The following is a 23,737-nucleotide window of genomic DNA, read 5'->3' as shown; positions in this document are numbered from 1 at the left end:
TAAAAGGAAAGGTGGTCCCACCTGGGCTCGAACCAGGGACCCTCTGATTATGAGTCAGATGCTCTAACCGGCTGAGCTATGGGACCAAAATTTAATTAGGAATTAAAAATTAATAATTAAGAATTAAAAAAAATCTGATACGTTAATCAGAATCCGGTTAATGGCTGGGCTCGAACCAGGAACCCTGGCGCTTTGGGCGCCATGCTCTAACCGGCTGAGCTATGGGACCAAAATTTAATTAGGAATTAAAAATTAATAATTAAGAATTAAAAAAAATCTGATACGTTAATCAGAATCCGGTTAATGGCTGGGCTCGAACCAGGGACCCTGGCGCTTTGGGCGCCATGCTCTAACCGGCTGAGCTATGGGACCAAAATTTAATTAGGAATTAAAAATTAATAATTAAGAATTAAAAAAAATCTGATACGTTAATCAGAATCCGGTTAATGGCTGGGCTTGAACCAGGGACCCTGGCGCTTTGGGCGCCATGCTCTAACCGGCTGAGCTATGGGACCAAAATTCAATTAAGAATTAAAAATTAATAATTAAGAATTAAAAATCTGATACGTTAATCAGAATCCGTTAAAATACCAGGCTTTAACCGGCATGGACATGTGTACAATTCTTTTCCGGACTGCCCCGGTTTGAAATGAGTCGGCAAATTTACATATTTGTAGGTTCTAAGCTAAGGAATGCTCAAAAATATCATCTTCGATTTTGGAAATGTACTGGTAAATCTGGACGAACAGGCGACCATGGAGGCGCTTATGGCGGTTTTAGATCCGGAAAAAATGGCTGATTTCTTTGAAATGGCGCTCTTCCCATTCGAAAAAGGCCAAATCTCAGAAGAAGCTTTTTTTAACCGGCTCCAAAGGCGCTCAAAAAAAGTGCAGGATGGGGAATATTATTTCAGCGCCTGGAATCAAATGATTCTTGATTTTCCGGAAAACCGGATGCAGATGCTTCGTGAATTGCGACCCAATTACCGGCTATTTCTTATGAGTAATATCAACATTACCCATCTGAGATATATTAAAAGAATGCTCCAATTGCACAACCAAAGCCCTGAATTTGAGACTTTGTTTGACCAGGTTTACCTGTCTTTTGAATGCGGAATGCGTAAACCGGAATTGGAATTTTTCCAAAACATTCTTGAGAAGGAACAATTAATTGCTGAAGAATGTCTGTTTATAGACGACCGGATTGAAAACATAGATGCCGCAATTCAATTAGGAATTAATACGCATCTTCACGATCCTGCTCAGGAGATAGCTGTTACCATTCATTCCATTTTGTAATATCAGATGTATTCCACAAAAGATAAAGTACTCAAACAATTACAACACTATTGCGCTTATCAGGATCGCAGTCAAATGGAAGTTGAGCAAAAATTAAAACAATTACGGGTAGATCCAGAATATACAGATGAGATATTTCTTGAATTATTAAAAGACGGATTTATAAATGAGGAGCGATTTGCTAAATCCTATGCCCGCGGCAAATTTAGAATCCATCATTGGGGAAAAATTAAAATACGAACCTATCTTAAAGCCAAACGAATTGGAGAACCTTTATTATCCATAGCGCTCAACGAGATTGATCCGGATGAATATTACGAGCAACTGAAAATTCAACTCCAAAAAATTTATTCCACTTATAAAAATAAAGCAAAAGCTATAAATAACCTGATTTCCAAAGGTTATGAACTTGATTTAATTTATCAGGCAGCAGATGAATTAAAATTAAAAGAACTGTAAGTAAACCCTAAAAGCACATAGAAATCCCTTCTATGTATCTATGTCCCTATGTACCTATGTGTTTCAAAAAAATTATAATTGAACCACATAGAAACATAGGAATTTAGGAAACAATAGATTATTCTATAAAAATTTCTTCTATGCTTTCTATGTTCCTATGTACCTATGTGTTTCAAAAGAATTATAATTGAACCACATAGAAACATAGGAATTTAGGAAACAATAGATTATTCTATAAAAATTTCTTCTATGCTTTCTATGTTCCTATGTACCTATGTGTTTCAAAAAAATTATAATTGAACCACATAGAAACTTAGGAATTTAGGAAACAATAGATTATTCTATAAAAATTTCTTCTATGCTTTCTATGTTCCTATGTCCTATGTATTTCAAAAAAAATGATAATTGAACCACATAGGCACATAGGAATTTAGGAAACAATAGATTATTATATATAGATCTGTTCTATGTTGATTCAATCTATATTTTTAAAAAAAAATAATTATAATCCGCTTTTTATTATACTTTAAATTTCTAATAAGTCATAGAATAGTTTATTTACTAAAGTTTTTTGTCCACCTTTAAAAATGTTTATAGAATGAAAATTTATTAGAATTCCTTTTGGTTTTTCTAATAAATGCATGTATGAAAGTAAAACAGCTTCATGGATAGGTAAAAAACCTTCTTGCGCTTTTAATTCAACGCACAAAATATTTTCAACTAGTATATCCAATCTTAATTCAGTTTCCAATAGTGTCCCCTTGTAGTTTAATGGAACTTTAACTTGATTAGAATATTCAATACCATTTAGCCTGAATTCTTTTAATAAACATTTTTCATAGACGCTTTCAAGTAATCCAGGTCCTAATGTTTTATGGACTTCAATAGCGCACCCAAGCACCTGATAGCTAAGGTCATCTAACATTTTTTTGGTGATTCTCATATATTAGGGTGTTAATTAAAAGACTAAAATAGTTATAGTATTTTAATCAACAAATTTTTTTATTTTAAAATTGGGATTGCAAATATTTTATTGAAGCAGGTAAAATGCTTTAAATTTCCTATTGGAACACATAGGTACATAGAGATTTAGGAAACAGTAGATTAGATAAAAAATCCTTTCTATGTATCTATGTTCCTATGTTTCTATGTGTTTCAAAAAAAATGATAAATGAACCACATAGGCACATAGGAAATTAGGAAACAGTAGATTAGATAAAAAATCCATTCTATGTATCTATGTTCCTATGTTTCTATGTGTTTCAAAAAAATTATGATTGAACCACATAGGCACATAGAGATTTAGAAAACAATAGATTTAAATATAAGAATAACATTTATATTTTTAAATACCCTTGAATTCGAATGTTTTACAACAAACTACTCTGTTTAAAATCATTTTTTTCCGGATAGTCCGTAGTATAATGCAAGCCCCTGCTTTCTTTGCGCATACTTGCTGAACGAGTTACTAAATATCCAATGGTAATCAAATTTCGCAACTCACAGAGTGCAGCGGATAAGGTCGTGGTATTGTATAAATCCTCAGCTTCCTCATACAATAAATGCAAACGGTTAAGAGCACGATCAATCCGGACATTACTCCTGACGATACCCACATAGTAAGACATTACTTCTTTGAGTTCTTTGATACTTTGTGTAATCAAGATCAATTCTTTTGGATGAGCGGTACCCGTTGCATCCCACTCTGGAATTTTATAATTTATTTTAAGGTGAGAGATTTCCTGTGCAATCGCTTCAGCAATACGATATGCAAAAACAACAGCCTCCAATAAAGAATTTGATGCCAAGCGATTGGCACCATGCAAACCGGTACAGGTTGATTCACCGCAGGCATACAAATGGTTTAACGAACTTCTGCCAAATGCATCTACTTTGATTCCTCCGCACATATAATGACATGCAGGTACCACAGGAATCATTTGTTTCATTGGATCGATCCCTATGCTTAAGCATTTTTCATAAATCGTTGGAAAATGCTTGACAAATTCATCTTTGTCTAAATGCCGGCAGTCCAGGCAAACAAAATCTTCTCCACGTGCTTTTAGTTCGCTATCGATGGCTCTCGCTACAATGTCTCTGGGAGCTAAGGAAAGTCGATCATCGTATTTGTGCATAAATTCCTGTCCATCTTTGGTTTTAAGAATTCCTCCAAAACCACGCACCGCTTCCGAAATCAGAAAAGCCGGATTTTCACCGGCAGCCTGGTATAGAGCCGTTGGATGAAATTGAACGAATTCCATATTTTCTACATGACCTTTTGCCCGATACAACATGGCGATCCCATCGCCGGTAGCAATGATCGGATTTGTAGTCGTTTTATAAATCTGGCCGGCACCTCCGGTTGCTAATACTGTAATTTTTGCCAGATGGGTTTCGACTTCCAGGTTTTGGAGATTGAGTAAATAGGCTCCATAGCATTCAATGTCGGGCATGATGCGCGTTACATTATACCCTAAATGGTGTTGAGTAATGACATCAATGGCATAATAATGTTCGAGAAGAATTACATTTGGAAAACTAGCTGCTTTTTCTATAAGCGCCCGTTCTATTTCTGCACCCGTCAAATCCCGGTAATGTAAAATTCGTTTTTCAGAATGCCCTCCTTCCCGTGCCAGATCATAATCCTTATCATTTGGCACCTTATCAAATCGTGCACCCCAGTCAATCAATTCCTGAACCCGTTGCGGACCTTCTTCGACAACGATTTTTACAATCGATTCATCTGAAAGATCATCGCCCGCATCCATGGTATCCAAAATATGTTTTTGAAAATCATCTTTGATCCGATCCCAGACGGCCGCGATTCCTCCTTGCGCATAGCGTGTATTACATTCTTCCTGAGTTGTTTTACTGACCACCCGAATCACCAATTCTGGATTCTTCTCAGCTAATTGAATGGCAGTACTTAATCCGGCAATTCCGCTTCCTAATATTAAAACGTCTGATTGAATCATTAGCTTTACATTAAGCTATAAAGGTACATCGAAAATAATCACGGCTTGACAGGAATGAATCTGAAGTCTTTAATTCAATAGAATGAATAATATGCTTCTCAAGAATATGATAAAAGACTCAATTAGAAATAAAGTAGATTTAATTCACTAAAATTTTTTGAACACCTGAATTGTGTCTTGTTTTATATTTCATAAAATACACTCCCGGACCTAAACTGCTAATATTTATTTCACGATTGGCAACATCTTTTTGAATATGTATAGTGATTCCTTCCAGATTTAATAACTCTATCTGTATAATTGGATCAGAGATATCATATTTTAAATAAATTTTATCATGGGCTGGAATTGGATATACTTCTAGTTGCTGTTTGAACGGATTATTTTTGTTAGCTACAATTAAGGTATCACATGAACTGTTTTTTTCAGCACCGAGTCTATAATAAGGAAAGTAAGGCATTGAAAAATTGTTTTGAAATAGCAAGGATAGCGAATGTTGGTTTACATTACATAACAAACCGGGTAAATCTGGATTTTCTATAACGGTTAGTTTAAAAAGTGAGGTTCTGCCAGTTATATAAATTTTATTATTGGGAGCCAACTGAGCCGTAAAAAACACAGTAGGTCCATACAGATCCACAAAGCCATCATAGGTTGCCACCACCTGATCTGATTGAATGATATCTGGGGCCCAAAGATCATATTGATGGATTACCAATCTGGAAATAATATACATAAACCGTGAATTGGCCGATATGGCCACACCTGCCGTATGATCTTGAGGAAGGTCGCTGTAATGCCAGGAACGATGGTTAGAAAAATGGCCTGTGCATCGGTCAAAATCAAATAGATGAATTTCACTTTGATTAAGTGGATAATTATTGGTATTGATGGCAAAAAATCTGCCATCAGGGCTAAATACACCTTGACCTTCAGCTTCTGGCAATCTATATTTGAGCGAGTCAAAATGATGTATTTTAGGGCCTTGAGGAGTTAATAAATAGACTTGCAAAGAGTCATTGCAGGGATTTACTGCAAACCACCAATCCCGGCCATTGGCATGGCGACAGGCTGCTAAACTGCCTCTCTTAAAAGGCCCCCTTCCAATTATTTTATTTTTAAAAATGACTCTACCCAATCCATTGTTTGCATGGATATCAATTTTAGTATGGTATAAAAAGGAACCTATGCAATCTTTCCATTTACCACCCTGATATTCTTGTTGCATGTGAATCAAATCCACTTCTTCTTTCTCTTTCCCTGGACTTAATACACTAAAAAATGAATTCAGTGATGGATAGCCTTCCTTACTAAAATCTTTTTGTACTTGACCCGGATTAATATCATTGCCATTTTCCATGATATCCAAATCCTTGTTATAAATATGAATACCATTTGAAAAATAAATAAGTTTTGAGTCCAAACTTATAGCAGAAACACAGCTTGCAAAATTTATAAATTTTTTAATAAAAAAATGCTCAGTCCCACGTTCTTTAAAAAAAAGAAACTCTGTACCAAAAGTATCTGCACCAATGGGAAATTCATTTTTTATTCCTATTGGCCAAATGCTATCTTGAGAAACAAGTTGCAATGTGTCAAATAAACTAATGGCAATTAAAAAAATAGCCAAACCTAAATTTCTCATTGAAGTTACTTGAAATTTAAAAACAACTTCGAATATTTTAAGTCAATTAAATTCTTAACTATTACGTCCATCAGATAAATCACAAGTTGTATAAGTGTGAGATTTAAGTTCAGATAATATTAAAAGCAGTAATGAATTAATTAGAGTTAATTTTAATAACTTTTTAAAGTGTCTAAGGAAGTTTGGAAATGTTTTTTAATTTTAGAAATAATTTTTTATTTACCAAATTTAATGTAATTATTTTGATTACCAAATATTTTAACATATTTATTTTTTGCTAATATGAATTTTAATGAGATGAATTTCCAAATTAATATGAATTAAAAGCTTAAATGGAGTAAGTCAACTATACTAAGTTTTAAGACATCCAAAACATATATTAATAATTTTAAAATATCTTTACAGCTCCTTATTAACTTAAATTGGATTCAATTACATGATTCGCCTCACAGAAGCCGTTAAACACCTGATCATTATCAATGTCATCTTATTTTTAGCTGCTTCGACCTTGATGGGTGATTACAAGTATTTTTTATACCTGTTTTATCCTGAAAGTCCCATGTTTAGACCCTGGCAGCCAATTACTCACATGTTTATGCATGGGAATATCAATCACATCCTGTTTAACATGCTGACCTTGTTTTTTATTGGTCCGATGATGGAAAATGATCTGGGTACGAAGCGATTTTTAACCTATTACCTTGCTTGTGGATTAGGCGGGGCGGTTTTGCATATAGTTTCAAAATTCATATTGGTACACTATTTCGGAAATGTAGATGAAATGAACATACCGGTAGTTGGTGCTTCCGGGGCTATTAATGGCTTGTTTGTTGGATTGGCCTATTTGTACCCCAATTTACCGATGAGTTTGATGTTTATACCCATTCCAATCAAAGCAAAATATCTCGCACTGTTCTTCATTGGTGGAGATTTAATCTGGGGGCTTAGCGGCTACAATACAGGAATTGCCCATTATGCTCACTTAGGTGGGGCCCTTTTTGGATTTTTAATGCTATACTATTGGCGTAAAAAATGGTAATGCATGTTTGATTCCATTTATAAAGATCTCAGCTATCGGATTCGAACTGGAGGTTTCTGGTTGAGGGTAATCGTATTGTGTACCCTTGTTTTTATTGCAATCAATTTATTGAAAGGTTATTTCAGTTTTGCCAATGGAGGATTTCCCGGAGAAGTCTATTATGACATCATCAACAGCATCAGTTTGTCATCAGACCTTTGGCATAATATCAAATTTCCCTGGGTCTGGATTACCCACGTATTTGTACACGAAGGATTTTTTCATTTGCTTTGGAATATGCTGTGGTTATACAGCCTATCTACCATTGTGGAGGACCTGATTGGACGAAAACGAGCCATCATTATTTTTATTGAATCGGCGATTTTTGGGGGTTTGTTTTTCTTAATAAGTACCCTCGTGTTGCCGTGGTATCAAGGCATTGAAGTGCATGCGCAAGGTTCTTCAGCTGCTGTTATAGGACTCCTGTTTGCAGCTGCAACGATTTCACCTGATTATGGAATCAGATTGTTGTTTTTAGGAAACATTCCAATTAAATATCTTGCCTTGGCTGTTTTGATTTTAGATTTATTGTTCGCCGGTCAAAACAACAACAGTGGTGGACATTTTGCGCATCTAGGAGGTGCATTTTGGGGATGGGCGTACATCAATTTACTCCGCAAAGGCGTTGCTATGGATAGCTGGTTAGACCTTTTTTCAAAAAATGCGAATAAGATGCAACAGAAAAGACCTCCTGTTCAAAAGCGTACTCAATTTAAGCCACCAGTTTCAAAAGAAGAAAAGATGAATGCCATTTTGGATAAAATTAGATTGCAGGGCATTGAAAAATTAAGTCAGGAAGAAAAAGAATTTTTGGATCAATTTGGTAAAGACTAAGCGATGCTGCGGTTTTTATTATCCGTCAACATTGTCTGGTCTGTACTTTGCGCTATTTGCTATTTTATTGTAGGCCTGGATCCCGCACGTTTCTGGTTGTTTTCAATCAGCAGTTTATTTATACCGGCGCTGTTTTTAATTAATATTTTATTTGTTCTGTTTTGGGTAGTTTTTCAAATAAAAAATAGCTGGCTTCCCATACTTACTTTATTAATTGGATGGACCTGTTGGCAAAAAATGTTTGCTTTTGGTGAAGAATCTTCTAATAAAAAATGCAAACAAGAAGCCATTTCTGTAATGAGCTACAATGTTTATGGATTAAAGCAATTGAAAGACACCTCCAGTTCAAAAATGCAAACCAAAAAAGCAAAATTTACTGCTTTTATCCGGGAACATGAACCGGATATTTTGTGCGTTCAGGAGAATAATTTTTTCTCAGATGATATTATAAACAAAACCGGATTGTATCCCTACTTTCATTACTTAATTCAACACGGTACAGCAATTTACTCACGATTTCCAATACTTGACAAAGGGCTGGTTGAATTTGGAACTAAAACCAACAGCTGTCTGTGGGTAGATTTATTAGTACAAGGTAGAAAATTACGTGTGTACAGTGTGCATTTACAAAGTAACCGGATTACTAAAGAGCTGGAGCAAATTACCGATGATGAGGATGAACAAAATAGTGAAAAAATCAGTACGCTCCGTAAAATGTTTCGCAAATATAAAAACACTGCGATTGTCCGTTCAAAGCAAGCTCGTATGTTAAAGGAACATGCGGCACAATCTCCATATCCCTGTTTGATTGCGGGTGATTTTAACGACACTCCGTTTTCCTATAGTTATAAACTACTGCTCCAGGGACGTACAGACAGTTTTCTAAAATGTGGAAGTGGGCTTGGTACAACGTACGTTGGAGCGCTACCTGGTTTGCGAATAGATTTTATAATAGGTGATGTTGATAAGGTTCAGTTTTGTACCCATCGGGTGTTACACACTTCTTATTCTGACCACAATCCAATACTGGTAAAGAGTTTTATTAAATGGTAACTATAGGAATTGACTCCAGGCAAGATTCCAATGATGAAATTCTTGCTTAAAAAAAAGGCCCTGAAAAGGGCCTTAGTATTAACTAGAAAAATTTACTTCGATAATCTTTAACCGGATTCTTTTTTTGCAATGCTTTCATGAGATAACTCATAGCTACATTTTTAGCCGGATGTACATAGAATGCACGGAATGGATCTAAATTGGGTTCAACGGGTGGAATTACTTTTTTATTTAATTTACAAATGAAAACTCCTTTCTCTCCCATAATTGGTTGTGAAGTTTGCCCTTCACTTAATTTTGAGCAGTTTGAAACAACTTTTGATTCTTCCCCAAGATTGGTGATGTAACCACTAAATGGAGAAATATCTTTTGCAGTATCAATGGTATAAACAAAGCCGCCAAGACCCAAGGTTAAATCAGCAATTTGTCCAACTTTTTCTTTAATTTTTTCAAATTTTTTGCGCTTTATGATATCGCCCTTTAATTGTTCTTTATAAGGCTCATAGGATGCAATTCCTTTAGGTTGGATTTGAGATAAGGCAGCGATTAAATATTTGTTTATGTATTTTTTTTGTTCTTCCTGTAAGCTATAAACTTCTGTACTGACATCACCGACCTTAGTGTCTTTAGCATAAGCCCAACGCACCATCTCTCTGGATGTATTGTTTGAGTTTTGACCTAATTTAGGAATTTGATACGAGTTTAAAAATAAATTACCGGCCAACTCCATGGTATATTTTCCACCTTCTTTTACGGCCTTTTCTAAACTTTCAAGATTCCGATTGGTTTGAATCAGGTTTTGGGCTTCATCATATATGGAGTTAGTGATTGTTTCTCCAGGCAATATAGATTCTCCAATTTCAGCCAGATGAATTGCATTTTTATTGGTTGTAAAACGTGTATCGGTAACTTGAATTAAATGGACTCCAAATTGTGTAAGAATGGTTTTGATTTCACCTTTATTTAAACTGTAGAATATTGCATCGTTATAAGGTTTCACCATTCTACCTAATGCAACCATACCAAGATCCCCACCTTTAACGGCAGATCCCTGATCTTGGCTGAATTTCATAGCCAAAGAATCAAAACGTGCTTTTCCGGTTTTAACTAAATTTCCAAGACTGTCTAATAAACGAACTGCAGATAGATATTGCTCTCTTGTTTTAACCTGAATTAGTATATGACTTGACTTTACGGAATCTGGAATTACTTTTTTATCTAAAACTTTTGCAATCCGGTATTCTCCATTATCGATATATGGACCATAAACTGTACCATTTGGAAATTTGTAAATCGTATCTCTTAAAGCAGGACTTAATTCTGCTTGAGTTAAATAAGCATCATTCCAGGTTCCTAAATTGCTTACTACAAAGCTAGAATCATTTGTACTGGTTCTAAATCCTTCAATTTTTGATTCAACGGCAGATTTAGCAAGACTGGAATCTTCAGCAGTCGGGATAATATCTAATACCACATATTTTAAAGAACGGGTTTCTTCATCTGTTTTAAGGATGGATTTTTTAGTATTGGCTTCTGCTATATAATCTGATTCCTCAATTTTAATTTCTTCATCCGGAATTGCCTGATAAGGGATAATTGCGTAATTAAAATCCAGGCGGAAATTACTTTCATATTGATTCCGTTCGATGGCAAAATTAGGCATGAACAAAGATTTGGAAACGATGGCTCCCAATTTATTATACATACGGTCTTTAACGACTTCCTTTTCCTGAACCATCCAGAAATCACGGAGACGGGGATCCAAATTTTCATCTTCAATTCCTTGTTTGAAGGTATTTAATTGTTCACGGTTTATTTGACCTGTGTTAGGATCTTTAAAATTTCTTTGAATTACCGGCGACAAATTGTACCCAAATTCAAGTTCTTTAATTTCTGCAGGACTGACTCCAATTCCATTGTAACCAGCCTCTTTATCTAAGATGGCCTTTTCAACAAATTGATTCCACATATAGTCTTTACGACCAAAATAGTCGACTTCAGAGTTGGCATACAACACCCGTTCGGTGTTTTGAAACTCAGCCCAACTTAAAGTTTGTCCGGCAACCTTGCCAACGGTATCCGGATTATTAAAAAGGCTTGCGGATTTCCCGGAGGACATATCCATAACAATAAATCCGATCAAAGCGAGGGCCATCAGGACAGTTACGACCCAAAGTCTTTTGCGGATACTGGTAATCATTCCCATAATCTATAGTTAACTTATTTAATATCAAATAGTTATAAATAAAAAACAGCCCAACAAGGGCTATTCAAAAGGATTGCAAAGGTAATAGGATTCCGTTTTATTTTCAATCTTAAGGGCTGAAAATTAGAACTTTAGTTTAAATAGGCTGAATTGGTAAATTTCAGAAAAGAACAGCCTCCTAGTAAATTTCAGTAAAAAGACCTTTAAGCGTTTTCAATAATGAAATAAGTGCATTCAATAAATTTGTAAATAATAAGCGCATTGAGTTGGTGCTAATTTCATCAGGATGTTTTTGCTTTGAGCTATTATTTGAGAACAACCCATGCATGGCTATTCAAATCGCAGGCGTCCAACTGCGTGAGTAAGGATTATTTCTAACACCTAATTACTAACTATGAAACAACACCTATTTTTATTAGCGGTATGCAGTGGCATTTTATGGAGTGCATGTCAAAATGAAGCCGAAGAACACATTTCAACGAATTCTGCAATAAGTGCTGCAGCAGTGCCATACAGATTGCTTGGAGGCAATACTTATTTGGTTTTATTAAAAGAATCTGGAATGGCACAGGATCTTATCTATGTATTCCGGAATCACGAGAACAATTCAATCAATCAAACGATACAGGCAATTGCAGTAACAGAATTCCAGGATGGATTGGATGTATTAAAATCTGACGGATCCCATTTAATATTATCTACACGTGCAGACATCCCAGCAAATTATCATGGCTATAGTTTAGCAACATTGAGTGGATCTGTAAATCAGGAGCGATTTTATCGGAATGGGTTACCAATTTCAAATCCAGATGTTGATGCCGTTAAGTGCGGTTGCAAAACCTTACCACAAAAGGAAACCTGCGATTCAGGCGGTATGGGCGCAACTGATTGTTCGGTCGAGGTTTCCGGAACCGTCGCAGGATCAGGTGTGACAGAGCGTTGCAGTGTAAAATGTGGAGAAGGGACTTACGCTTGTTGTAAAAAATAATTTTAATAGGACCTTCTAACAAACTGACAATTTATTGTAGAATTTTTTATAGCAATTCTGTTATTCATTAAGTGAGTGTTCAGTTATAAACTATTTAAAATTTTATTCAATGGTTTTTAGAGATCCTTTCATCTATTAAATGGTATCATCATGAGAGCAATTTTAATTCTATTTTGTTTTGCGGGGATGTTATTAATCGCATCCTGTGACAAATCTAATAATTCATTGACATTAAAAACATCGGAACGTGCGAGTGCTTTGCTTTATGCTTTGATTGAAAAGTCGGACTATGTATTGTTGGTTCCGGGTTTTTATCAGGCGGATAATAAGGTATATATGCTTCGGGGAACTTTTGTTGATCGTGGAATGCAATCGATTTCTGTAAGAAGTGTGAGTGATTTTGGGGATCGGCTGGTTGTGAACTTGGCAAACGGGACATCTAAAACGTTTAGCGTGAATGCAGGAGCTGATTTCGTTGGTCATAGCCTTGTAACTGTGTCGGATGCCGCTAATCAGTTTGCATTTTATTCTAATGGCTTGCCAAAAGCAGATCCGGATGTTTCATGGATAAGTTGCATCTGTGTGCAACAGGGAATTCCGGCAGAATGTGCGAATGGAGGGATTGGATCTTCCAATTGTTCGGTCGATTCAAGATATCAGGTTGTTGGCGGGAATCAAATTGGTTCTAAATGTTCAGTGAACTGTGCTTCGGGATATTATTCTTGTTGTAATAAGTAAGCCCTTGTAACAGACCATCCCCGAACGCCGGGGATGGCTGTTTTTTATTAAGACTTTTTTAAAACCCGGCATCATTGGGAATGTCTTCAAATGTGGTTGTTGATTTTTTTATACAATTTATTATAAATTGCATGTGTTGTTTAATTGCTCCATTTTAGTAAATCGCTATTACTGGAATGGTGTTTTGATTATATTCGTCATATTCGATGATAACAATTCGTTCTTTACTTTCGAAACTTAATTAAATTAAAACTTGTTCGTATCAGTAAAATTGAAAAAAGATAAGACCTATATTAGTTTAATAAAGTTTCTTTTCATAAATATTAAATTCTAAATGAACCGTATTAAATAAAATTATTATTCCATTTGGATCGGCATATTAAAAATAAATTATTAGTTTAAGATTGGAATATTAGATGCTTTCAGTCACAATCTTTTTTGAATTAAAAAGATTCATTGTATTGCTTAGACCTGCAAAGCAAAAACTTAATGCAGCATCTCCAGACAATTTAATTATTTCAGGAAGAAATTTTAATTCCTTTTCATTCCATTTTCCCAAAACATAATCAACCTGTTTTCCTTTTGAGAATTGATTTCCTATTCCAATTCGAAGTCGTGGATATTTATTAGTTGCTAGTTTTTCCTGGATATCTTTTAATCCGTTATGACCACCATCTGATCCTTCTGGTCTGATCCGAATGCTTCCAAAATCTAAATTCAAATCATCCAATATAACAAAGCAATTTTGGAGCTCTATTTTTTCTTTTTCCATCCAGTACTTTAAGGCTTTACCACTTAAGTTCATGTAAGTACTTGGTTTAATTAAAATTAATTTTTTTCCTTTATAAGAAGCTTCAGCAACATGCGCAAAACTTGAAACTTTGAATGTAACACCTAAACCAGAGGCAATAAAATCCAAAACTTCAAATCCAACATTATGTCTGGTTCCAAAATAGTCTGAATCCATGTTTCCTAAACCTGCAATTAAAAACTTCATATGGACTTACTTCCCGGGTTGGTTTGTATTTCTTAAAATTGAATTGGAAATTTCGATCAAAATTAAGCGCTTCTGCTTAAGTTGCCAAATTGAATTAGCCGGGAAAACTAACTTGGGTATAAAAAATTGAATTTACTTGTATTAATAAATTCTTAAAACTGCCCCACCATAAGTGAAATTGGCTCGGATTACGAATGAATCTAAAATCCAAAATTTTTATTTCGTAGCATATTAATTAAATATTGCTTCTATTTGATAAGAATCCATCAATAAACAAGCAACTTTGCATAATATTTCACAATTTGAAAATTAGAGAGTTTAAAATATTTATAAAAACAATCCGTCTGCAAAGATTATGGAATGCAGCCAAGGTATTCGTTTCATATTATCTCTCTAATATTATTAAAAGGCCCATTCATTGGGGACTGCCAATTGCAATCGCTGTTGAACCAACTACGGCTTGTAATTTGCGTTGCCCACAGTGTCCATCTGGATTGCGAAGTTTCAATCGACCATCCGGAAATCTTAAAATTCAGGAATTTCAAAAATGGCTTGAACCCATAAAGAATAAAGTTTGGGCTGTCACTTTCTATTTTCAGGGTGAGCCCTTTATACACCCGGATGTTGAAGAAGGAATTTCCATTGCACATAAATTCGGTTTGTACACCATGAGTTCAACCAATGGGCATTTTCTGGATAAACAACGCGCAGAGCGAATCATTCAATCCGGTTTAGACCGATTGATCATTTCTTTGGATGGCACCACCCAGGAAATTTATGAAATTTATAGAAAAGAAGGCAAATTAGATAAAGTAATAGCGGGAATTCAAAATCTCGTTGCCATGAAACGGCAATTGAAGTCCGCAACGCCGTATGTTATCATCCAGTTTATCGTTATGAAATCAAATGAACATCAGATTTCAGATTTAAAAAAACTTGCAGATTCGTTGGGAGTTGATGAGCTTAAATTAAAGACGGCCCAAATTTATGATTTTGAAAATGGTTCAGATTTTATTCCAGAATCACAAGTTTATTCCCGTTACCAAAAAAATGAAACAGGCCAGTTTCAAATTAAAAATGAATTAAAAAACAGGTGTTGGAAACTTTGGCATGCACCTGTAATTACCTGGGATGGGCAGGTCGTCCCCTGTTGTTTTGATAAAGATGCCAGTCACCCATTGGGAAGTTTGAAAGATGACAATTTTAAAGCAATTTGGAATGGAAACGAATATATGAATTTCAGAAAGCAAATTTGGTCCTCCAGAAAAGCCGTTGCCATTTGTAAGAATTGCACAGAAGGTACACGCGTTTGGATTTGATTAACAGACTGTAAATGAAAGAATTGGCTCATTGATAGGACGTATTTTACCATTGATTAAGTCAAAAGACTATATATAAACACCAAGAAATCATAATTATATACATATAAAAAAATTAATTCTTTGATTATTAATCAATTAGGGCCTGTTTTAATTGGTTTATCATTAATTTCTTACGATCTTTGTTAGCTGCTTTTAATACAGGCAGCTACATATTTCAATATTTCAAATACCGGAATTTTATTTGCTTTTCTCATTTGAATTGAGTAAAATCAATATAAATAATTACGGATGGGCTGAAAAACAGGATATTTATGATGCATGGCACGTTTTACAAAGTGATCATACAGGGAAAGTTTGAATTTGGTACTGAACGTTCATTTCAAAAGGTTTATCAACTTTTTATTCAACGCTCAGAGACTCTTTATAAGAAAGAAATTCTCTTTAAAACCCCTGAAACAATCTTTTTTCCGGAAGACAAATCTTTAAATATTGGTCGGTTTATCGGAAATTCATCAGAAAAAGTTTGGAAAAATACGATCAGTCTAATTGAATATTGTGCTCAATTTTCACTTTCCGGCAGCATCAATGCCTGGATGACAGATAACGGTAAAATTTTACATTACTGTCATTTTGAACCATTGGGGGATAAAACCTCTGTGATGCTTTATCAAGAAGGAAAGAAAATGGCTGAACAAATCGGTAAAGAGCAAGAAGCCATTCAATTATTAACAGAAGCTATTGAAAAGCACGACCGGCATTCACAAGCTTATGAAAAAAGGGCCTACATCAATTTTCATCTTAAAAATTATGATGATGCAATCTATGATTTCAAAAAGAGCATCAAGTATGATTTTATGAATGCTTCCTCGCATTACGGTCTTGCAAGGAGTCTGATGATTAAAAATGATTTGGAAGGTGCCATTTCTGCACTGGAAGAAGCAACCAAACAATCAATCGCATTGCAACCACTGTATTGGGCATCGCGACGCGTGAAGGGAAATTGCCATCTCGAATTGAATCAATTTGATAAAGCCGCATTTGAATACAAATTATTTATTACCAGGAATTTTCCTGAAAATGATCCAAATCTTAAATACTTGTCTAAGACCTGGTTTAATTATGGGAAATCGCTATTCGCATTAGGTCAGGTAGATGCTGCATTGGATGCGTTTGATAAATCACTTGAAAAAGCAGAATTAAACCAGGAAACCAATCAAGCTGAAGTGTTTATGCATCGGGGTATGGCTCGTAAAGCAGCAGGAAAAGCCGATTACATTCTCGATCTTCAAAAAGCAGCTGAACTGGGTTCCCAATCAGCCTCACTTTTATTAGCGGAGCAAGCTTAATTTTTATAACAAATTTTTAGGTTTATTCGTTTCACCATTCTGAGATGAAACTTTCATTTATTTTTTTAATCCACTTTATTTTATTATGCAATCTGCACGGGCAGGATGTGGTCACTTCAAAGAATGCAAGTAAATCGGAGCTAAAACTATATCAAAAAGCTGTTCAGCATTATCAAAGCAATCAGTTTGAAGAAGCAATTAAGTTATTTGAAAAATTAATTGGTCAAAATCCAAAATTTATTGATGCACAGTTACAATTAGCTTCTGTTTGTTATGATATAAAAAATTATTCCTGCGCTGCCGTGCATTTTAATCAGGTGCTTGCTTTGGATTCATTGTTTAATCCTAAAGTTTATTATACCCAGGCATTGTGTCAATACCAATTGGATTTATTTAAAGAAGCTGAACAAAATTTACTTCGTTTTATAGAATTGGATACAGTCCATAAAGAGTTATTGTCAAAAGCGCGTATGCTGTTACCTAAATTGCATTTCGCTGATTCTGCTTTCAAAAATCCATTGAAACTCGTTCCAAAACCAATCAGTAAACTTAATACAGAATTCTCAGAATATCTTCCAAGTCTGACTGCAGATGCTAAAATTATGGTCTTTACACGAAGAACAAAATTTAATGATGAAGATTTATATATCAGTTATTTTGAAAATAATGAATGGACTCCAGCGGAACCGATTGATGAACTGAATTCACCAAATAATGAAGGCTCACCTGCAATTTCTCCGGATGGATTAAGTTTAGTTTTCACTTCATGTGATCGTATCAACTCCTATGGAGGCTGCGATTTATACATCAGTTATTTTAAATCCGATCATTGGACTGAACCAATTAATATGGGTGAAAAAATTAATACAGCGGCTTACGAATCACAGGCTTGCTTTAGTTCGAACGGATCCAGTATTTTTTTTACCAGCAACAGAAAAGGCACCTTGGGTGGATTTGATATTTGGTACAGTAAACGCAAAGAAGACCGGTCCTGGTCAGTAGCAAAAAATTTAGGTCAAGCAATCAATTCTACCGGCAATGAAGACTGTCCCTTTGTGCATCCCAATGGTGGAATTTTGTATTTTTCAAGTGATTTTTATCCCGGTATGGGAGGTAAAGATTTATTTTATTCAAAACTTTCAGAACAGGGTCAGTGGCAACGGCCAGTTAATCTGGGATATCCTATCAATTCAAAAGGTGACGAATCGTCTTTTATTGTTTATCCTGATGGTAAACATGCTTGCTTTGCAAGTGACCAAAATCATTTTAATCAAGTTGATCACAAACTTCGCTTTAATATAGATTTATTTGAATTGGAATTGCCTGAACATTTACATATAACACCCTCTAGTTATGTTGAGTTGTTTATAAGTGATTTCAACACCAATAAACCCATTGCTACATCAATAAATGTATTTGATTTAAAAAACAAAAAAATTTATTTTAGCAAGGAACTTGAAACAACAGGTCATGTATTAATTTCTGTACCTACCGGAGCAGATTATGCCTTGCACGTTTCAAATCCTGAATACGTGTTTGAACCGGATCAATTTCGATGCAGTGAAGTTCGTTTAATTTATAATCCATTAGTAATCTATAAAAAGCTTAGAAAAGTAGATCAACCAAACTCCAAGCCAATCGTTCTGAAAAACATCTTTTTTGAATCAGGTTCCGATAAATTGAAGCAAGAAAGTTTTTTTGAATTGGATGAGCTCATTCATTTTTTACGAAACCAGAAAAACTTGAAGTTGAAAATTACTGGCCATACGGATGATGTAGGTTCTGATGAAGATAACCTGATATTATCTAAGAACAGGGCCCAATCGGTCATCAATTATTTAATTAAAAATGGAATCGAATCCGGGCGGCTGATTTTTGATGGCAAAGGAGAATCAAATCCTGTTGAATCAAACGACTCTGAAGCTGGACGTTATCAAAACAGAAGGATTGAATTTGAAATACTTCAACTATGAGAAAAAAATCAATCCGAAGAGAAATCGTGCATGTAACGGGAATTGCACACAAAGGAGCTGCTGTGGGTCGCACTGCAGAAGGCCTGGTTGTTTTTGTAGACCAAGCAATTCCGGGCGATCAGGTAGAAGTGATTCTCACAAAAAAGCGAAAGGGGGTTTGGCAAGGTAAAACAGAATCTGTCTTAATGCCTTCGCCTCATCGGGTTAATCCTGTATGTGCCCATTTCGGAATTTGCGGAGGTTGCAGTTGGCAGCATCTGAATTATACAGAACAATTGAATCAAAAGCAAACGGTTGTTTATGATGCATTAACCCGTATTGCCAAGATTGATCAGGCCTTATTTGAACCCATTTTAGGGGCATCTCAAACCGAATTTTATCGAAATAAACTGGAGTTTACGTTTTCTAATAAACGCTGGCTAACGGAGCAGGAGTTGCATACCGAACTGGAGGCTTCACATAAACTTGCTTTGGGATTTCATCGACCGGGTAATTTTAATAAAGTAGTTGATATTCAGAAATGCTATTTGCAATCTGATCGCTCGAATGAGATAAGAAATTTTATTAAAGATTTTGCAGTCCAACAAGAATGGGACTTTTACAATATTCATGAGCAAAAAGGATATTTGAGAAATCTGATTATCCGAAGCAATTCTCAAAATAACATCATGTGTATTTTAGTAACTGCTTTTGATGACCAGGAAAAATTGGATGCCCTTCTTGAAGTGTTACCTAAAAAATTTCCGGAAATTGTAAGTTTTTATAAAGTGATTAATCCAAAACGAAACGATAGTTTGTTTGATTTGAATTTTGTAAAAGTATTTGGGCAAGATTACCTGACTGAACAAATGGACCATGTAAATTTTCTTATCGGTCCAAAATCCTTTTTTCAGACAAACACACGCCAAGCAACGGAACTTTATCGAATCGTTAAAGACTTTTGTTCATTAAAAGGAACTGAAACTGTTTATGATTGGTATTGTGGCGTTGGCAGTATTGGCATTTATTTGGCAAATTCAGCGCGACAAATTGTTGGAGTGGATGAAATTGGCGAAGCAATTGAAGATGCGCGTCTTAATGCTGACGCTAATCAATTATTAAATTGCCGGTTTTTTCATTCTGACGCAAAAGATATTTCAATTGAAAATCTATTAGCTTCGTATGGAAAACCAGACGTAGTTATTGTCGATCCGCCCAGGGCAGGATTGCATGAGAAAGTTATTGAACATCTCAAACAATTACAGCCTGAAACTTTAGTATATGTTAGTTGTAATCCAGGGACACAGGCTCGGGATCTTGCTTTATTGAAGGAAAGTTATCAAGTGATAAAAATTAAACCAGTTGATTTGTTTCCCCATACCAATCATATAGAAAGTGTGGCCTTATTATCTTTGCACAAATGAATGTAGATTTTGAAAAATACCTTCAACTCGAGGACGATTTAAGACGTTATCGAAAAGCTTTAAACGAAGCCCTTGAAATCATGCTTGACCAGGAAGTCAGCAACTATCCTATTTTTATCATTCACCAACAGGAATTGGAAATGGGTATCAAATTGATTGAAGCAGGATCTGAAACCGGAATTTGGTCTGTGCATGCATCCAGCCTGGAAGAATTTGTTGTGAAAAGTCTTATAGAAGAAGATAAAATATCAGAATTTCAAAAAATATATAAAAGCCATTCAAATCATTTTTGCATTTTTGTTTTATCCGAATTAGGAGCGCAGTTTATTTATTATCCTCGCACAGATCAACTTTATACAGAATATGGAAATCTTAATTGATCTGAAACTCATCCGGGAAATTGTTTTCAGAGATGATCAACTTTTAAAGGAAATGTTGGATGAATGGATTGAAGATTCAGATTTAAAAATGAATGCTATCTCAGAATTGGTAAAGACAAATAATACTGAAAAGCTTTTTAATAAGGTTCATGAATTAAAGACCAATTTTTCTATGATTCATTGTCCACAAGGAATTCAAAGTTGTGAACAGCTCATTCGATTCATAGAACAAGAAGATGCATTAGAATTAAATCAACTGAAGCTGATTCTGTCTGAAGTAAAAAAACAATTGCAAAATCAAATCGAACACATACAATGAAAGGAATTATACTAGCTGGAGGATTGGGTACACGTTTATATCCTCTTACACTGGCGATGAGTAAGCAGTTAATGCCTATTTACGACAAACCGATGATTTATTATCCATTGTCTACCCTGATGTTGGCTGGTATCCGGGAAGTATTGATTATTTCAACACCAAAGGATTTACCTCATTTTAAAGAACTATTGAAAGATGGGTCCCAGTTGGGTATGAAAATCAGTTATAAAGAACAATTGGTGCCAAATGGTTTGGCCCAGGCTTTTGTTTTGGGTAAAGAATTTATTGGGAAAGATCCGGTATGTTTGATATTGGGAGACAATATTTTTTACGGCCATAAAATTCCTGATCTACTAAAAGCAAGTTCTGATCCAAGCGGAGGGGTAATTTTTGCTTATCCTGTTGCAGATCCCGAGCGTTATGGAGTTGTTGAATTTGATGATGATCTCAATGCCATTTCAATTGAAGAAAAACCTGAGAACCCTAAATCACATTTTGCAGTACCGGGAATTTATTTTTACGATAACAGTGTGGTTTCTATTGCTGAGAATTTAAAACCTTCTGCCAGGGGTGAATATGAAATTACAGATGTCAATATAGAGTATCTGAAAGCAAAAAAACTTAAAGTTTCTGTGCTGGGTCGTGGGGTTGCATGGTTGGATACTGGGACTCATGAATCGCTCATGCAGGCATCGCAATTTATTCAGGTTATTGAACAAAGACAGGGATTAAAAATAGGATGTATTGAAGAAGTAGCCTATCTCATGGGTTTTATAAGTATTGAACAATTGTATGAGCAAGCTTATTTATTGCGCAAAAGTACCTATGGGGAATATCTCATGAAAATTATAAAAATGACCGGATTTGTATTTCCGACTCAGGAATAGGCAATTTGGCATCCCGTTTTTATAGTAGATTTGAACGAATTTACTTTTTTACCAAAATGGATTTCTTATGAAATGGTCAGATTTTTCGATTCCAGTCATTTGGGATAATGCTAAAGATGTTATTATAAGGTTTCCACTTGCTGCACTGTGTGCTGTTGGATTTACCTTGTTAGCAATTAACCAAATGGATATTGGAGTGGATCATTCTACCATTTGGAAACAGCGACTGATGTTTACACTGGGTACCGGTTTGCCCCTGATGATCGGACTGCACGCCTGTTGTGAATTGTATGCTAAATCAGTCATTCAAAAATACCTGATCTTAATTTCTGGGATTGCTTTGTTGTTGATTATTTATTTTGCCATTGCTCCCGATTTTGAATTTGAGCATTTGCGACGCCCGATTCGTTTTCTTTCAATATTTTTAATTTTTCATCTGTTCGTATCTGTAGTTCCATTTTTAAAACCAGAGGCTCCATTTGAGTTTTGGGAATACAATAAAAATTTACTAATCCAATGGTATATCGGTGCATTTTATACTTTGGTAATTTATTCAGGACTCGCAATTGCATTGGTTGCAGTGGATCAGTTGTTTGAAATTCATATTGAAGGAAAATTGTATATCTATATCTTCTTTATTATCGCGTTTTTTTACCACCCAATCTTTTTTTTAAGCGGATACCCACTATTTAATTTAAAGACGGAAGACAAAGTTGAATGGATCAAAGCACTAAAGGTATTAGTCAATTACATTCTGATTCCTATGAGCATGCTTTACTTTGTAATTTTATATGCTTTTGGATTTAAAATTTTAGCAAACTGGCAATTGCCTCACGGATGGGTTTCTTCTCTGGTTCTTGGTTTTTCTGGTGTTGGAATATTCAGTTTTCTTTTGAATTTTAAATTAGCGGATTTATATGAAAACAAGCTATCTCGTTTTTATAAAAAATATTTTTACTACGGATTATTACCCCTGGTCTTCCTGCTTTTTGTTGCGATCTTTCGGCGACTTTCAGATTATGGGTTTACGCCTCCCCGATATTTTGTACTCATAACAGGGATCTGGTTGTTAGGAATTTGTATTTATTTTATATTTTCAAAAAAAGATAATATCAAATGGATTCCATTAAGTTTAATGGGATTTTTAATTGTAGGAACTATGAGTCCAATAGATGCATTCGAAACTACAGTCCGAAATCAGAAGCATCGGATCCAAAAAAACCTAGAAGCTTTTCAATTGATGGAAGCTGGACGAATGAAATCTGATTTAAGCAGCTTGCCGGGTAATGAAAAAGAGCAAGTCAAGGAAATGATTCGTGAAATCAAAAGCATCGGCGCACTTGACGATTTGTCTGATATCATTCCAACAGGCCTTGTGATGGATAGTTTAATAGTTAATCAGGATGAATATGCATTGTTTGAAAAGTTGGGTTTAATGGATAGCACCCAAATGAATGCAGTGCATTCACAAACCCGATATTTGTCTTATTACGATCGCAACAGCATTCCATTAATTCCGGCAGAATGGATGTTTGTTGTGGATTTAAGTGATGGATCAATTCAAGACAGCATACAATTGGATGGACAACTATGTAAGTGTCTTATTTTAAATAATGTGGTGAAAGATTCAATTTCTTTAGAATCCCTTGTATCAAAATTGGAGGCTAATTATTCTGATGAACATTCGAATACACTCTTGGAAAAACCCATTGACTTAGAGTCGAGCCAATTTAAATATCGTTTTTTTCTTAAAAATATCAACTACGAAAAAAAGCGGGATGCCTTTGTTATCAATTACTTAAATGGATTTCTATTGTGTTCAAAAAAATGATCAGA

20 protein-coding genes and 1 tRNA gene are annotated in these 23,737 nt (G+C 35.1%); 15 read left to right on the top strand and 6 right to left on the bottom strand.

From position 1 onward, the window contains the following. Positions 1-12: 12 nt before the first annotated feature. Positions 13-86, bottom strand: a tRNA-Ile gene (locus IPJ80_05190). 606 nt (positions 87-692) lie between these two features. On the opposite strand from IPJ80_05190, the gene IPJ80_05185 reads away from it, so the two are divergent. Next, positions 693-1,298, top strand: coding sequence for an HAD family phosphatase (locus IPJ80_05185; GenBank protein MBK7912875.1), 606 nt, complete (start codon positions 693-695; stop codon positions 1,296-1,298). A 6-nt stretch (positions 1,299-1,304) separates the two neighbouring features. Further along, on the top strand, positions 1,305-1,757 hold the full coding sequence (locus tag IPJ80_05180) for a RecX family transcriptional regulator (protein MBK7912874.1): 453 nt from the start codon (positions 1,305-1,307) through the stop codon (positions 1,755-1,757). A 526-nt stretch (positions 1,758-2,283) separates the two neighbouring features. Here the strand turns inward: IPJ80_05180 and IPJ80_05175 are convergent. The 3 genes from IPJ80_05175 to IPJ80_05165 form a co-directional block, all read right to left on the bottom strand. Next, entirely contained in the window at positions 2,284-2,700 is a 417-nt protein-coding gene (locus tag IPJ80_05175; GenBank protein MBK7912873.1) for a GxxExxY protein, read from the bottom strand. Between the two features lie 427 nt (positions 2,701-3,127). Then, positions 3,128-4,732, bottom strand: a complete 1,605-nt coding sequence (gene nadB / locus IPJ80_05170; protein ID MBK7912872.1) for an L-aspartate oxidase — start codon at positions 4,730-4,732, stop codon at positions 3,128-3,130. 139 nt (positions 4,733-4,871) lie between these two features. After that, positions 4,872-6,377 carry a T9SS type A sorting domain-containing protein gene (locus IPJ80_05165; GenBank protein MBK7912871.1) on the bottom strand — a complete coding sequence of 502 codons (1,506 nt, stop codon included), beginning with the start codon at positions 6,375-6,377 and terminating at the stop codon, positions 4,872-4,874. 436 nt (positions 6,378-6,813) lie between these two features. Between IPJ80_05165 and IPJ80_05160 the strand changes: the two genes are divergently transcribed. The 3 genes from IPJ80_05160 to IPJ80_05150 are packed head-to-tail and all read left to right on the top strand — an operon-like array spanning position 6,814 to position 9,342. Further along, a complete protein-coding gene (locus IPJ80_05160) occupies positions 6,814-7,416 on the top strand; it encodes a rhomboid family intramembrane serine protease (protein MBK7912870.1) in 603 nt (200 codons plus the stop codon). Positions 7,417-7,419: 3 nt separating this feature from the next. Further along, the gene (locus IPJ80_05155; GenBank protein ID MBK7912869.1) at positions 7,420-8,289 is read left to right on the top strand and encodes a rhomboid family intramembrane serine protease; all 870 of its coding nucleotides are present in this window, start codon (positions 7,420-7,422) and stop codon (positions 8,287-8,289) included. 3 nt (positions 8,290-8,292) lie between these two features. Further along, entirely contained in the window at positions 8,293-9,342 is a 1,050-nt protein-coding gene (locus IPJ80_05150; protein ID MBK7912868.1) for an endonuclease/exonuclease/phosphatase family protein, read from the top strand. An 82-nt stretch (positions 9,343-9,424) separates the two neighbouring features. Here IPJ80_05150 and IPJ80_05145 read toward each other — a convergent pair whose 3' ends face one another. Further along, positions 9,425-11,542: a peptidylprolyl isomerase gene (locus IPJ80_05145; GenBank protein MBK7912867.1), complete on the bottom strand. Its 2,118-nt coding sequence runs from the start codon at positions 11,540-11,542 to the stop codon at positions 9,425-9,427. A 400-nt stretch (positions 11,543-11,942) separates the two neighbouring features. Between IPJ80_05145 and IPJ80_05140 the strand changes: the two genes are divergently transcribed. Both IPJ80_05140 and IPJ80_05135 read left to right on the top strand, forming a co-directional pair. Continuing rightward, positions 11,943-12,536: a hypothetical protein gene (locus IPJ80_05140; protein ID MBK7912866.1), complete on the top strand. Its 594-nt coding sequence runs from the start codon at positions 11,943-11,945 to the stop codon at positions 12,534-12,536. Between the two features lie 150 nt (positions 12,537-12,686). Beyond that, complete coding sequence (locus IPJ80_05135) at positions 12,687-13,274, top strand: hypothetical protein (GenBank protein MBK7912865.1); 588 nt, start codon at positions 12,687-12,689, stop codon at positions 13,272-13,274. 412 nt (positions 13,275-13,686) lie between these two features. Here the strand turns inward: IPJ80_05135 and IPJ80_05130 are convergent, their stop codons facing one another. Next, the gene (locus IPJ80_05130) at positions 13,687-14,271 is read right to left on the bottom strand and encodes an aminoacyl-tRNA hydrolase (GenBank protein MBK7912864.1); all 585 of its coding nucleotides are present in this window, start codon (positions 14,269-14,271) and stop codon (positions 13,687-13,689) included. Positions 14,272-14,573: 302 nt separating this feature from the next. Between IPJ80_05130 and IPJ80_05125 the strand changes: the two genes are divergently transcribed. The 8 genes from IPJ80_05125 to IPJ80_05090 all read left to right on the top strand — a co-directional run bounded on the left by IPJ80_05125 (position 14,574) and on the right by IPJ80_05090 (position 23,732). Next, positions 14,574-15,590 carry an SPASM domain-containing protein gene (locus IPJ80_05125; GenBank protein ID MBK7912863.1) on the top strand — a complete coding sequence of 339 codons (1,017 nt, stop codon included), beginning with the start codon at positions 14,574-14,576 and terminating at the stop codon, positions 15,588-15,590. 314 nt (positions 15,591-15,904) lie between these two features. Beyond that, positions 15,905-16,939 carry a tetratricopeptide repeat protein gene (locus IPJ80_05120; GenBank protein ID MBK7912862.1) on the top strand — a complete coding sequence of 345 codons (1,035 nt, stop codon included), beginning with the start codon at positions 15,905-15,907 and terminating at the stop codon, positions 16,937-16,939. A gap of 44 nt (positions 16,940-16,983) precedes the next feature. Further along, on the top strand, positions 16,984-18,912 hold the full coding sequence (locus IPJ80_05115; GenBank protein ID MBK7912861.1) for a PD40 domain-containing protein: 1,929 nt from the start codon (positions 16,984-16,986) through the stop codon (positions 18,910-18,912). After that, positions 18,909-20,315, top strand: coding sequence for a 23S rRNA (uracil(1939)-C(5))-methyltransferase RlmD (rlmD, locus tag IPJ80_05110; GenBank protein MBK7912860.1), 1,407 nt, complete (start codon positions 18,909-18,911; stop codon positions 20,313-20,315). The genes IPJ80_05115 and rlmD overlap by 4 nt, the downstream gene beginning before the upstream one ends. Beyond that, on the top strand, positions 20,312-20,695 hold the full coding sequence (locus IPJ80_05105) for a hypothetical protein (GenBank protein ID MBK7912859.1): 384 nt from the start codon (positions 20,312-20,314) through the stop codon (positions 20,693-20,695). The genes rlmD and IPJ80_05105 overlap by 4 nt, the downstream gene beginning before the upstream one ends. Further along, positions 20,679-21,014 (top strand): hypothetical protein, encoded by a 336-nt coding sequence (locus tag IPJ80_05100; protein ID MBK7912858.1) that lies wholly within the window; start codon positions 20,679-20,681, stop codon positions 21,012-21,014. Before IPJ80_05105 ends, IPJ80_05100 begins: the two co-directional genes overlap by 17 nt. Beyond that, entirely contained in the window at positions 21,011-21,901 is an 891-nt protein-coding gene (gene rfbA, locus IPJ80_05095; protein ID MBK7912857.1) for a glucose-1-phosphate thymidylyltransferase RfbA, read from the top strand. The genes IPJ80_05100 and rfbA overlap by 4 nt, the downstream gene beginning before the upstream one ends. 67 nt (positions 21,902-21,968) lie before the next feature. Next, complete coding sequence (locus tag IPJ80_05090) at positions 21,969-23,732, top strand: DUF4153 domain-containing protein (GenBank protein ID MBK7912856.1); 1,764 nt, start codon at positions 21,969-21,971, stop codon at positions 23,730-23,732. The last annotated feature ends 5 nt before the right edge of the window (positions 23,733-23,737 follow it).

Source organism: Saprospiraceae bacterium, assembly GCA_016714025.1.
Taxonomy (GTDB): Bacteria; Bacteroidota; Bacteroidia; order Chitinophagales; family Saprospiraceae; genus Vicinibacter.
The sequence above is the reverse complement of the archived record's forward strand: the minus strand, read 5'-3'. Positions and strand labels throughout refer to the sequence as shown.

Coding starts and splice junctions, on each gene's coding strand:
- IPJ80_05165 (MBK7912871.1), bottom strand. CDS start 6,377: ATGAGAAATTTAGGTTTGGCTATTTTTTTAATTGCCATTAGTTTATTT.
- IPJ80_05100 (MBK7912858.1), top strand. CDS start 20,679: ATGGAAATCTTAATTGATCTGAAACTCATCCGGGAAATTGTTTTCAGA.
- IPJ80_05115 (MBK7912861.1), top strand. CDS start 16,984: ATGAAACTTTCATTTATTTTTTTAATCCACTTTATTTTATTATGCAAT.
- IPJ80_05090 (MBK7912856.1), top strand. CDS start 21,969: ATGAAATGGTCAGATTTTTCGATTCCAGTCATTTGGGATAATGCTAAA.
- IPJ80_05120 (MBK7912862.1), top strand. CDS start 15,905: ATGATGCATGGCACGTTTTACAAAGTGATCATACAGGGAAAGTTTGAA.
- IPJ80_05175 (MBK7912873.1), bottom strand. CDS start 2,700: ATGAGAATCACCAAAAAAATGTTAGATGACCTTAGCTATCAGGTGCTT.
- IPJ80_05150 (MBK7912868.1), top strand. CDS start 8,293: ATGCTGCGGTTTTTATTATCCGTCAACATTGTCTGGTCTGTACTTTGC.
- IPJ80_05135 (MBK7912865.1), top strand. CDS start 12,687: ATGAGAGCAATTTTAATTCTATTTTGTTTTGCGGGGATGTTATTAATC.
- IPJ80_05155 (MBK7912869.1), top strand. CDS start 7,420: ATGTTTGATTCCATTTATAAAGATCTCAGCTATCGGATTCGAACTGGA.
- IPJ80_05180 (MBK7912874.1), top strand. CDS start 1,305: ATGTATTCCACAAAAGATAAAGTACTCAAACAATTACAACACTATTGC.
- rfbA (MBK7912857.1), top strand. CDS start 21,011: ATGAAAGGAATTATACTAGCTGGAGGATTGGGTACACGTTTATATCCT.
- rlmD (MBK7912860.1), top strand. CDS start 18,909: ATGAGAAAAAAATCAATCCGAAGAGAAATCGTGCATGTAACGGGAATT.
- IPJ80_05145 (MBK7912867.1), bottom strand. CDS start 11,542: ATGATTACCAGTATCCGCAAAAGACTTTGGGTCGTAACTGTCCTGATG.
- IPJ80_05140 (MBK7912866.1), top strand. CDS start 11,943: ATGAAACAACACCTATTTTTATTAGCGGTATGCAGTGGCATTTTATGG.
- IPJ80_05105 (MBK7912859.1), top strand. CDS start 20,312: ATGAATGTAGATTTTGAAAAATACCTTCAACTCGAGGACGATTTAAGA.
- IPJ80_05185 (MBK7912875.1), top strand. CDS start 693: ATGCTCAAAAATATCATCTTCGATTTTGGAAATGTACTGGTAAATCTG.
- IPJ80_05160 (MBK7912870.1), top strand. CDS start 6,814: ATGATTCGCCTCACAGAAGCCGTTAAACACCTGATCATTATCAATGTC.
- nadB (MBK7912872.1), bottom strand. CDS start 4,732: ATGATTCAATCAGACGTTTTAATATTAGGAAGCGGAATTGCCGGATTA.
- IPJ80_05130 (MBK7912864.1), bottom strand. CDS start 14,271: ATGAAGTTTTTAATTGCAGGTTTAGGAAACATGGATTCAGACTATTTT.